This is a genomic window from Agromyces neolithicus (assembly GCF_039529735.1).
GTDB lineage: Bacteria > Actinomycetota > Actinomycetes > Actinomycetales > Microbacteriaceae > Agromyces > Agromyces neolithicus.
This window is the reverse complement of the sequence record NZ_BAAANJ010000015.1, coordinates 245289-256880: the sequence shown is the minus strand read 5'-3', so window position 1 is coordinate 256880 and position 11592 is coordinate 245289. Positions and strand designations below refer to the sequence as shown.

Here is an 11592-nt window from a genome sequence, read left to right as displayed (position 1 = left end):
CCCCGACCCCCGCCGACCGAGCGACCCCAACCAGCATCATCGGCATAACCGCGAACACGGCATAACAAACGAAGAGAACAGCGAGCAGGTTCAGCCATCCCGCTGCGCCGCGTTCGACCAGCCCAACGCAGTACACCGCCGCAAGACCATAGGGCACGGCGAGCAGCATCGCCGGCACGCCCCACTTGAGCCCTCGGCGCGTGTGGATCGCGTCGAGCACGAGGTTCGTCGGCATCAGCCGGCGCAGGATGACCCGGGCGCGGACGACGATCGCGAAGACTAGTCCGAACATGGTGCAGCCCTCCAAGAGTTCGGCAACGAGAACCTTGAGGGCCGCCCGATGATCGGGAGGCATCCCATCGCAACGAGCGACGGGGCGAATAGAGATTGCCTTGGCTGAACTCTAGAACCGACGACCGACAGACGGAAGCCCCGCCGTGACACTTGGTCGCGGCTCGGCAGATGCTGCGTACTGCTCCGATGGCTGTCGACTGGCCACGAGCGCCGCGTGGGCGCGCGCGGCATCCAGCTTCTGCGCGGTCGTCTCGGGTGCGGGTCCAAGCGCCGACGCGCCGGCGATGCCGTACCGGTCGCGGTACGCCGCGACCGTGCACGCCTGACGACGCCACGTAGCCACGGCAGCTGTGTCTGCGTGCGGCGGCCGCCCGAGAACCCGCGTCCACGCCTCCCCTGCAACCAACGACTGGTCAAGGACGGCTCGGGCACGTGACTCGATCAGCTCGGCGCGTTCGTGCAGTGCCCGCCGCATGTCGGCATCCATCGGGCCGACTGCCTGTGGGATGAGACCAGCGATCAGTCGAGGCCTACGTCGCGCCCGGGCAGCAGCGGCTTTCGCTCCGGCACTCTGGGAGACGGCTGCTGCCAGCCTCGCGCGGAGTATTGCCGCGACATCCGCCGCGTCCTCGAACCCACGCAAGCGAACCACGCTCGCGAGGAGTCGCTCGACCTCGAAGTGATGCGACTCAGCCCGCCGCAGTTCCGCAGTCAACGGCCCAAAGGCATCCGACTCGATCGCCGCATCCGCCTGCTCCGGCGTAAGCCCAGACGCGCGTACCACCGCGACCCATCGGTCGTGTTGCGCGGCGGCCGCGATCGTCTCGTACTCGGCCGCGAGTTGCGCGATCGAGCCCCACGCGTCCTGCTCCGCCGTGAGCGTCCCGTGCGCGGACAGCTCAGCGCCGACATGCTGCAGGACACCGAACAGGATGCTCCGCGCGGTCGTCTCCCCGTCGTCACCGGGCCGCGGGCCGACGTGCGCGATATCCGGGCGGTCGATGGCAACGTAGGCGGTGTTCGCTTCTCGGCCACGGGTCATCGCGACGTAGAAGTTCTCCCTGGTCATCCCGGGGGCAGCGACGACGTGCGCAGTGTCGGTCGTGATGCCCTGGGCGCGATAGGAGGTGACGGCGTATCCGAGCTCGACGTCCTGCCGGACGTACGCAGCGGGAAGGACCACCGCGCTCCCCCATCGGTGCTCAGGCCGCCGTACTGCGAGCGACCCGTTGCGATGCACCGCGACGACAGTCCACCGGTCGCCGTTGCGCACCCACCGTCGCCCCACGCGCAGCCGGCGGTCGTTTCGTCGCGTGATAATGATGTCGCCGATTGCGACGCAGGCGCCGTCGCGCAGGTCGATCTCGCGGAGCGCGTCGATGTGGCCGTCGAGGATGAGTTCGGTACGAGCACGCTGGTTCAGGGCGGCGACCGCGTCGTTCGAGTCGCTGATCAGCACGGTCGCCCGGCCGGCGCGAGCATCTGCCCGCCAGGCAAGGTACGCGGCATCCGCCATCGCCTCGGTGTCGCCCTCCCGCACCCGGCCGTGAGCAAGGTACCGGTCCACCGACTCAGGATCGCCGCTACGCAGGCCAAGCGACGCCACCTTCTCCCACTCGTTCACGAAGCGGTGCACGTCGACGAGTTCAGGCGCATCCTGCCGGTCGTGGACCAGCAGGGCGAACGCACCCCCCGCGTCAACCGACTGCAGCTGAGCCGGGTCACCAACGAGCAGGACCTTCGCTCCCGCCGCAGCGGCGAGCGTGGCGACGCGGTCGAGCGGAAGGGTGCCGGCAAGGGATGCTTCGTCGACGATCACGAGCTGTCCGGGCCGGAACGTCTCGCCGTGTGCATTGTGGTCATGCCACCATTTCGCGAGGTTCTCGGTAGCGATGCCGAGATCCTCGGCCAGAACATGTGCGGCGGCGGCAGATGGCGCGAGGCCGATCACGGATGCTCCGCCATGAACCTGTTCCCAGGCGTGACGGAGCGCGTTCATCGCGCTGGTCTTGCCCGCGCCAGCGGGGCCGACGAGGACGTCGACGACGCGGCCGGAGCCGGCAATCCTCTCGAGTGCTTCGAGTTGGTCATCGGCGAGCACTCCCCCGCCGGGCAGTCGTCTGCGTGCGACCTCGCGCACTACATTCGGCGCGAAGCGTGGGCCGGTCACGTCGGCGGCGCGGTCGAGCAGGCGAGACTCGGCGTCGAGCAGGTCTGTCGACGTGAACACGGTGGAGTGCTTCGGGTGGAACACCGAGGTCCCGTCATCCGTCCGGAAGGCTGCCGGGCTCGACGCAAGCTCGGGCGGTGTGAGCTGCAACGACGCGCGCTCGGCGGCATCAGTGACGAGCGCGACGATGGCTTCGCGGTCGGATGACGTGGCGAATCGGTAGCCCATGGTTTGGCGGGCCGCTTCGGCGGCGAGGTTCCAGTGCCGCCATGTTGCGCGCTTCTCGCTCACCGCCGCAATGACGCTCCCGCCGAGTGCGGCGATCTCGTCGATGGGCACGTCACCCGCTCGCAGCGCTCGCCGTGCAGGGTTCGCAGTTGCGGAGTACGCCCAGCTCGAGGCATCCGCACCGAGCACTTTCGCCCCTCGCTCGCGCCATTCCGCGGCGAGGTCCGCGAGCGAGCGCACTTCTTTCGCCGGCCGCGTTGCAAGCGTCGCCTGCGCACGTAGCTTCATGATCGTCGCCGGACTCGGCCGACGACCGCGCGCCTGCACGAATGCGTCGATCAGGCGGTCTGTCTCGGCATCGATATGGCGCGACCGTGTCGAGAATTCCCGGACCAGCTGCTCCGGCACCGACGCGATCGCCCACGCCGGATGCCGGTCACGTCCGCGCTCCCGCTGCTCCCACTGCACGCCGAGCTCGCGTGCGAGCGCGTCGGCGAACAGTGCCTCGTGCAACTCGGAGAGCGCGACGGCCGCGGCGTGCATCGGACGGCCGTCGAGCGAACGCCACCTGCCGTCGAGCACGGTCTGCACCTTGTTGCTGATCACAACGTGCGTGTGCAGGTGCGGATCGCCCGCCCGACTATCGAAATGATCAAACGCCGTTGCGATCACGCCGGTGACATCGACTTGCGCAACGGCCCCGTCGCGGGATGTTGCACCGGTGCGTGTGGCCGCAACCTCCCGCTCGAGGAACGCGAGCGACTGCGCAACGGCCGCGTGGTGCGCGCGCACGATGCGTTCCTGCGTCGTTGAATCCGCAATGCCCCAGAGCACGCTCGCCGACTTCGGAATCGAGAACGTGAAGTCGTATCCGGCGACCGCGCGACGGCGACGGTCGCCACGCTCGTAGGTCGGGTATCCGCGTCCGAGTGGCTGCCCGGTGGCCGGATCCCTGCCCATCCCGATGAGCAGCTGCAACTGCGATTCGGTGACCTCGTCCCCCTCGGCGATCAGGCCGGTAGCGATGCTGGGAAGTCCGCTACCCATCCAATGCCCTGGTGGCGTGCCCTTCGCGTTGTAGTAGCGAGTCAGCGGGGTCGACATCGACCGCTCCCCGTCGTTGGCTGCGACAGTGCGGAGAAGGTACCGGAATCCGTCGCCGGCACTCATGACCCGCATGGACACCGTCACCGCGCCACCTCCTTCGTCGCGGAGAAGGTGCGCGCCCTCGATCTGCAAGAGGCGTGGGATCATTCTGCTCTCGGAACCACGGGTCGATCGTTATGGGCCTCAATGGTTCCGTTCAGATGGCCCGGATCGACAAGGACGTCGGTATCGTTCCTCCGGGATCGGTATTTCGGCCTTCGTCGCGACGGAACGAGTTCGCTCGAGGTGGTCGACACGCTCGGTGCCGGGGCGCGTTGTGGGAAGCCGCAACAAGCCCGAGCCGCGACTGACAAGGCGAACGTCAACGCATCATGCTTGCAGCCCGCCTCGCCGCCCGGGCGAGCGCACGCTGATCCACTCAACCTTGGTTTTTCTCCGCCCGGTCACTGCACCGTGAACACTCCCGAGCCGGGACCGGCCGTGGGCACAATCCCAACGGTAGGTTTGACGAAAACTGCTCTCTGAATCGGGGATAAGCGTGACCTCAGAAACACCCAGTTCCCGTCGGCCAGTATTTCCGGCTCCGGCCCGCGCGCAGGTAGCCGCGCCGGATCCAGAGACTTTGTTTGGCGAGCTGCCGCGGCGGCGAGATGGGGTTGGCGCGCTGTGGTCCCATCAAGTCGATCAGCTCCGCACCTACAGTGCGAGCCACGTCGACACACCGGATATCGCCCTTGAGCTGCCCACGGGGTCTGGCAAAACCCTCGTGGGTCTTCTCATCGGCGAGTGGCGCAGACGCAGTCGTCGAGAGCGAGTCGTCTACGCATGTCCGACTCGTCAGCTAGCGCTTCAGGTCGTGGATGCAGGGCGCCGTCAGGGCGTCGAGCTGCACGCGCTCATTGACTCAAATCGTGACTGGGATCCCCGGGAAGTCACCGCCTACACTCGCAGCGAAGCGATTGCAGTCACCACCTACAGCCACATCTTCAACGTGAACTCCCACCTGGCGGACGCCAGGACGCTGATCTTCGATGACGCTCACGCCGCTGAGGGGTACGTCGCTGACGCGTGGTCGCTTGAGATTCCTAGAACGAGCACGATCTACAACGACCTCTTCGACGCTTTCGGGGACACCATCGATTCCCACCTGGTGACCCGCATGACCGGTGAGGGGGCGGACACATCAAGCTGGCCCGAAGTACGGATGATTCCGATCTCGGCCACCGCATCACGCCTTAACGAGATTGACGCCGTGCTCGATGCCGGTCTCGCGGCACGGACGCCACCGCGCTATCGGTTCACGATGATTCGCGAGAGTCTCGTATCGTGCCTGTTTTACGTCTCGCGCGGCAAGTGGTACATCCGCCCCATGATTCCGCCGACGTTTCAGCATGCGCCTTTCGTCGACCCCGCCCAGCGCGTGTACCTCTCCGCAACGCTCGGAGAGGCCGGCGAGCTCGAGCGAGCGTTCGGTCGCTCGCCGATCAGCCGGATCCCCTCGCCGCCAGCGTGGGAACGCACCGGCAGTGGCCGCCGCTTCTTTGTCTTTCCGGATCTAGCAAAGTTCAATGCGGCCACCGACACCGTCGTGGTCACACCTTCACTGTCAGATGAGCTGACCGGATTGGCTGAATTGGAGCAGCCGTCGCTTCCAAAGCGCCTTGCACATCTTGCAGCCAAGCGCCTCATCTTGACGCAGCAGAACGAAGCCGCAAGGAACATCGCGAACGATCTGGCGGTGCCCGCTCAGGAGCGGTTCGAAGCATCCGACACTACGGTCGACGCTTTCAAGCAGGCGGGCCGCGGAACGCTACTGGCACCGAACCGATACGACGGGATGGACCTCGCAGACGATACCTGCCGGTTCATGATCATGGCGGATGTGCCAACTGCGTCGCATCTTCAAGATCGATTTCTCAGCTCGAAGCTCCGGGCTGGCGACGTACTCGCGGAACGGATCCGGACTCGCGTCGTCCAAGGAGCCGGTCGTTGCACCCGCGGCCCGCAGGACTGGGCTGTAGTGGTCGTGGAAGGTGAAGACCTTCTCCGTTACCTTTCGGATCCCGACAACACGCAGTCAATGCCTGTTGAATTGCAAGCGGAGATTGAGTTCGGGCTGCTGGCGAGTGCGAGTTCATTCAGCAACGTCGTCGCCCTGACTCGAAGTGCCCTCGCTCAAGATGAGGATTGGCGACAGCATGGTGAGCCGTCACTTGCTGATGGCCGTGCTCGCGCGACCCGTACTCCGCAACCGCTCGCCGCAGAACTTGCCGCCAGCGCGCCTCGCGAGGTCGCTGCGTGGCGCGCGGCATGGCTCGGCGACTGGGAGGCGGCGGGTCGCGCCGCCGTTGCAGTACTCGAGGGGCTGACTGCGCCGAGGGCCCGTGCATATCGGGCGCTCTGGGCCTATTTCGCGAGTGCATGGTTCGCCAGATCTGCCTCCGCCGGAAACGCTGCGGCTATGGATCGTTCGGCTGAGTTGTTGACTACTGCCCATCGTGCAGCGCCAGGGACGGTCTGGCTCCGAGAGATCCAACCGCTGCCGGCGAGCACCGTCGTCCCCGAGCCGAGCGACGAGAGTGCTATTGACGGCATCTTGTCTCTACTCGGCGGGGCGCTGCGATCTGCTGCAACGTTCTCGACCCGTGCTCAGACGATGCTTGCTCAGCTCGCTCAAGACGGGGCAACGCCGTATGAACTCGGGCTCGTAGAACTCGGTAGATTCCTCGGGGCGGACTCTTTCAAGCCGGCAGGGCGTGGCCAGACCGACGCGGCTTGGCTTTGGGACGAGTTCTGGCTGACGGTGGAGGCGAAGAGTGAGCAAACTGCCGACCGACTCAGCATGGATTACGTGCGGAAGGCTAACACCCACCTGACGTCGGTTGCCGCCGATCGCGCGGTCGATGAGCCGCCGGTCGGATCTGTCAGCGTGATTGTGGCGCACAGTCGGCTGGTCGATCCGGAGGCGGTGCCCATCGCCGCGTCGCATTTGTTCCTGACAACGACTGACGTGGTTCTCGACGTCGGCCATGACGTGCACCGTGCCTGGGCGGCGATTCGCACGAGCGTAGTGGCCGACGGCGGAGAGGCGGCTAGAGCAGAGGTCGCCCGAATCCTCTGGGAGCACCGCCTCCTCCCGGCTCAGGTGAAGGAGCGATTGACCCGCGAGCCAATACGAGGGCTCTGAGCCACCCGAGCGTCGGGCGAAAGGATCCGTAGATGGCCGATGGTGTGCCACTAAACCTGCTGTTGCAACCTGGCGAGTATCGGGTTGAGTGGCAGTTGCCTGACCAATCGGGAGGAGTCATCACGCTCCAAGGAGAACTTGAACTAGCAAGCGATCGACCACCAAGAGGCGAGGCTTTCGGGGATGTTCCAGTCGCGTGGATGCACGGCGTCACCGGACTGGCGAGCTTCCCGCAGACCTACGAAGCTGACAAGATCGTGGGCCGGCTGCTCAACGGATTCAACGTGGTGCTCATCGACGCGTCGGTACAAATCTGGTTCCCAGAGCGCGCCATCATTCACGCGCGCGCCGCCTTGCTAGGGCGAGAAGCGTTCACCGGCACTGACATCCGAGTCGCGGGCATTGAGGTGCAGGTGGAGGGTCTGGATGCGGCCACGGGAATCGGCCCGATTAGCGAAGTGAAGATCCCGATGAAACGGGAAGAAGGCCGGCGCTACCTCGATTGGAATTGGGAAGCAGTTGGCAACCCGGACAGCACGCAAACGTGGGCCGATGGCGACGCCGAGGTCGAGCTGCAGTTCTACAGCTCAGTGACGGCGCCGGAAGGCTTCTTCTTTCGCGTGACGTTCAGCCCTATCGTCCTCATCCGCCCCGCCGTACCGATCCCTTTCGATGACGCGTTCTCGGGGTGGATTGAACCCTTGCGTCGAATCATTTCTCTCGCCACCGGTCGGAAGGAGAAGATCACCTACCTCGCGGTCCGTCTGCTGGTCGACGACGAGGAAACTCGGCCGTTCCAGGTGTTTGGGACCGCCCTTCATCAGGCGCCGTACTCTTCGCGGGGCAATGATGTACTGAAGGTCGAGCGGTCCTTCCTGCTCTCCCCTCAAGACATGTCGCTCCTCGCTCTTCTCCGTCGTTGGCAGCAGCTTCAGGCAGAGCACCACCCGCTGCTGGAGACCTATGGGGCGATGATGTTTGCGCCCGATCAGCACCCGCGCTCACGACTTCTGTTGCTCCTGCAAGCACTTGAGGGTATGCATGGCCACGAGAACGCAGCCGACTTCTCGATGCGCGTTCTTGCGCACACAGAACGTCGTGACTTTGCTCTGGCCGAGGCCGGGAAGGCGCTAAGCAGCGATGCGGTCAAGTTTCTGAAGAGGCATCTCTCGCGGCGGCCCGCGAGCAGCCTTCAGCAGGTGCTCGGTGAGACGCTGACGGCTGTTCCGGTCGACATCACTCCCGACCTCGAAGGCTCGGATCTCGTCGACGAGGTGATGGCGGATGCGAGGAAACCGACCAACAGCTATGACGCCCTCCGGCTCGTGCGAAACGACCTTGCGCACGGCACGCGCGGCTACGACTTTCAGGCCCTGCACGCGGTGTCAACGCTTCTTGATGGCGTCGTCAGGGCACATATGCTGCGCATCCTTGACTGTTCGGAAGAGGCGCAACGACGCACCCAGGAGCGCCGCCGATAGTGCGCCACGCAGTCTGATCCCTGGCGGTCGTTCTCGCGTGGTGATGGCGTGCTGTTCTCCCATTCGGCGGCCACCGCTACCTCTCGGCGAGGCAGTGGAGCAGAGGAGTCGTGTCACGTCATCTACCCCCGGTTGCGGTGTCAACGCCACAGCGAGCAGAACTCGCGGTCGCAGGAGTTCAAACGATCTCCACGGCGAGCTTCCAGATGATCAACGGTCAGGCGTGAACTTGCTCGATCACGGAGACTTGGCAATTCCGGCACGCGTAGTGCCCACGGATGACCACACACCTTGTGCCACAGTTTGGGCAATCTGGCTCCGTCGCAATCACGTCGTTATCCACGACGGGAATGCTACGCCGACTCGCTCGAGCCGGCTTGTTACGCGTCAGCCGTCTGAGAGCAACCGACGCGAGCGCGGCCCTGACCTTGAGACCGCGCTGCGACAAATCACCGTCCGACGAGCTCGTCCAGCACGGCGGACACGGATGCCCGCCACCGTTCGGGGTCGGAATTCCACGTCAAAGTATGGTCCGCGTCAAAACGCTCAAGCTGAACGAGATCGGATCTGCGATCTCGGAGGCGCGCCGCCACCCCGATCGACGCCGACGTATCAGCGGATCCGTGGAGAATTAGCGTCGGGGCGGCGAGTTCATCGGCACGCGTGATCCAATCGAAGCGGCGCAGTCCGACGGGCGCACGGAGACCAATGATGCGTGACAACTGCCGGTTGTCGAGCCACGGCACGGCGAGCGCGCCCGTCCAAGCGGGGAGGCCCGACCGCTTGCAGTTCGCCTTGATGGTCGAGACCCAGTCGAGCACCGGCGACTCGAGCACGAGCCCAGCGACGATGTCCCGAAGTTTGGAGTCTGCGGCAAGTTGCAGCGCGATGGCCGCGCCCATCGACCATCCGAAGAGGATGACTCGGCTCGCACCGTGGTCGAGCGCGTAGTGCACAGCGGCCCGCACGTCGTCGAATTCGGTGGCGCCGAGCGTTGACCGTCCTGAACCAGAGGTCGGGCCCTCCCCGTCATTCCGATAGGTCACCACGAGCGACGTGAGACCGGTCTCGGCGGCGACCTGCGCGCCGCGGAGCGTTCCGGCACGGGGGCTTCCCAGACCGTGAATATGTATGGCCCACGTCGTCGATGAGCCAGTTCGAGGGCGAATGAGCCAGGCGGGAGCCGGGCCGGCATCCGTCAGGATAGCGACGTCTGATGCCTCGAGCCCGGCATCCTCCGGACTCGAGAAGTAGATGCCGCTCCAGGACGCTCGTTCGCCGATATGTAGACCTGCGCGAGGCTCGCCCAGCACGCCGCGGCCGACGTGCCCCGGACCGAGGTCCTCGACTTCGCTCGACAGCTGAACCCAGCCCCCATTCCTAAGCAAAAGGCAGTAGCGACCGCGTGCTGCCGTTTGCGACGTGCGATCGAGCGCAACGATCGGCCGCTCCCCCGAGTCATCCACGCCACGAATGGTGAGGTCGTACGTTCGGCCGCCTACAGGAGCGGTGAGACGCCTCGCGATACCCAAGCCCAGGCTTCCGAGCGCGACGCCGACCGAGGCCACCGCGCCCGCTACTGCCCAGCTCTTGCTCATCGCTCCCGCCGCCCCCACCCGACGCTCGGGTGCCCGTGTGCCACCGATGTAGGAGCACCCAGACCCGCCCCGAGCAGATGCCGCTCCGCTCGCTCGACGAGTCCTCGTTCGTCATCGCTCACCTGAAACGACACCCGCGTGTCGATCATCGCATCGCGGATCTCGACGACCTGGCGGTGCAACAGTGTTTCGCCATCGTCGGCGTGGAATGGGGCATCGTCGCTCTGGCTGATACCGGGTCGCACCGCGGTTGCTCGGGCCCACAGCGGCTCAAGCTCGCGCGCCAACGCGCGCGTTGCCCGTTCCCGAGACCGCGCATGCAGGGTACGAGCGACTGGCTGTCCGGCGAACCCAAAGCAGAGGAAAAGGAACGTCAGCAGGTAGAGCGGGTTGTAGGCGACGGAGACCGCGGTCATCAGGTCGAGGTTGCCGGCCACGTGCGCGACATCCATCGCGATGACGACGACGGTGAGCGCGAAGCCGAAGACGCAACCGAGGACCAGCGAGGCTGGTGGCAGAAGTTGGACGCCCCGGTTGATTCGCAGCTGCCGGGCCGCGAGCAGTGCCATCGCTGTGAGCACGATTGCGTAGTACGCGAAGTGAATCATCGAGTAGGCGGCGGCCGCCGGCTGGTATCCGAGGTCGATCATGAAGCTCGTGGTGGTGGAGCCCCGATCGATGAGGAAGAACGCGACGATCGCACACACCAGCGCGGTCGCGAGCGCGGGTGTCCCGAGCGCGAGCTGTACGGACCGTGGCTGGTGATCAGATGCCTTCATGACCCCGCGACCGAGGAAGAACACCCCGACCGTCAGTGCGAGATCGGCGACGAGCGTCACAAGGTTGGTGCCGCCGACAAGTCCGTCGAGCGCGACATAGATCGAGTCGATGTTCAAGGTCATCGCGATCGCGATGATGAGTGCGGCGTAAGTGATGGTGCGTTCTCCACGCCCCCGGCGCACAATGAGCAGGCATGCGAGCAGCAGCCACATCAGCGCGGAGACGAGGACTGGAATCACCCGAAGATCTCCAGGAACCGCGACTCGTGCATCGCTGACCCGCGGATCGCGGCGGCCAACTGGTCCGCGAGCGATTCCGCCAAGATCTCGTCGGCGGTGTTCAGATCCTGTCGTCGGAGTAGGCGCCGGCGGGTCTCAGGCGGGATGTCCGGCAGGAGGAAGTCGGGTTCCGCGGGATCATCATTGTCGCAGTGATCGAAGATCATGTGCGCGAGCTCGTGCAGCACGAATTGCTGTCGATGCAGCACCGATTCGCTGTGTGCGTGGAGTACCAGGTCTTCTGCGTCGGTCACAAGCCAGACCGCGCAGAGCCCGTCGTGGTCGCCGAGTTCGGAGAGTTCGATGATCCGCAGGCGGCGCCCGCGCCGGGACTGCACCACGCCGACCAGCTCGTCGAACGTGAATACATCCCCGAGGGCGAGTTCGTCGAATGCCGCTGACACGACCGCCTCGCTGTTCACGGGTCGTCACCTCCGTTGGGAAAGTTGTAGGGTTCCCGGCGCCCCTC

7 protein-coding genes are annotated in these 11592 nt (G+C 65.4%); 2 read left to right on the top strand and 5 right to left on the bottom strand.

Annotated features, from left to right (window positions below; all coding sequences use genetic code 11):
- Positions 1-292, bottom strand: a 292-nt coding sequence (locus ABD164_RS15080; RefSeq protein ID WP_344297108.1) for a sulfate permease, incomplete at its 3' end; no start/stop codon positions are given.
- Positions 293-403: 111 nt separating this feature from the next.
- Complete coding sequence (gene mobF, locus ABD164_RS15075; protein ID WP_344297119.1) at positions 404-3871, bottom strand: MobF family relaxase; 3468 nt, start codon at positions 3869-3871, stop codon at positions 404-406.
- A 466-nt stretch (positions 3872-4337) separates the two neighbouring features.
- Here mobF and ABD164_RS15070 point away from each other — a divergent pair, with 466 nt between their 5' ends.
- Positions 4338-6986, top strand: coding sequence for a DEAD/DEAH box helicase (locus ABD164_RS15070; RefSeq protein WP_344297107.1), 2649 nt, complete (start codon positions 4338-4340; stop codon positions 6984-6986).
- Between the two features lie 32 nt (positions 6987-7018).
- Entirely contained in the window at positions 7019-8467 is a 1449-nt protein-coding gene (locus ABD164_RS15065) for an ApeA N-terminal domain 1-containing protein (protein WP_344297106.1), read from the top strand.
- A 449-nt stretch (positions 8468-8916) separates the two neighbouring features.
- On the opposite strand, the gene ABD164_RS15060 is transcribed toward ABD164_RS15065, so the two are convergent.
- From ABD164_RS15060 to ABD164_RS15050, 3 genes are read right to left on the bottom strand one after another with little or no spacing between them, the layout of a single operon-like run.
- Positions 8917-10065, bottom strand: a complete 1149-nt coding sequence (locus ABD164_RS15060; protein WP_344297105.1) for an alpha/beta hydrolase family protein — start codon at positions 10063-10065, stop codon at positions 8917-8919.
- Positions 10062-11084 (bottom strand): DUF6545 domain-containing protein, encoded by a 1023-nt coding sequence (locus tag ABD164_RS15055; RefSeq protein ID WP_344297104.1) that lies wholly within the window; start codon positions 11082-11084, stop codon positions 10062-10064. Before ABD164_RS15055 ends, ABD164_RS15060 begins: the two co-directional genes overlap by 4 nt.
- On the bottom strand, positions 11081-11545 hold the full coding sequence (locus tag ABD164_RS15050) for a hypothetical protein (RefSeq protein ID WP_344297103.1): 465 nt from the start codon (positions 11543-11545) through the stop codon (positions 11081-11083). The genes ABD164_RS15055 and ABD164_RS15050 overlap by 4 nt, the downstream gene beginning before the upstream one ends.
- Between the last annotated feature and the right edge of the window lie 47 nt (positions 11546-11592).

What these genes read in the sequence shown, in the direction of transcription:
- ABD164_RS15060 (WP_344297105.1), bottom strand. Translation starts at nt 10,065, where the DNA reads ATGAGCAAGAGCTGGGCAGTAGCGGGCGCGGTGGCCTCGGTCGGCGTC.
- ABD164_RS15065 (WP_344297106.1), top strand. Translation starts at nt 7,019, where the DNA reads ATGGCCGATGGTGTGCCACTAAACCTGCTGTTGCAACCTGGCGAGTAT.
- mobF (WP_344297119.1), bottom strand. Translation starts at nt 3,871, where the DNA reads ATGCGGGTCATGAGTGCCGGCGACGGATTCCGGTACCTTCTCCGCACT.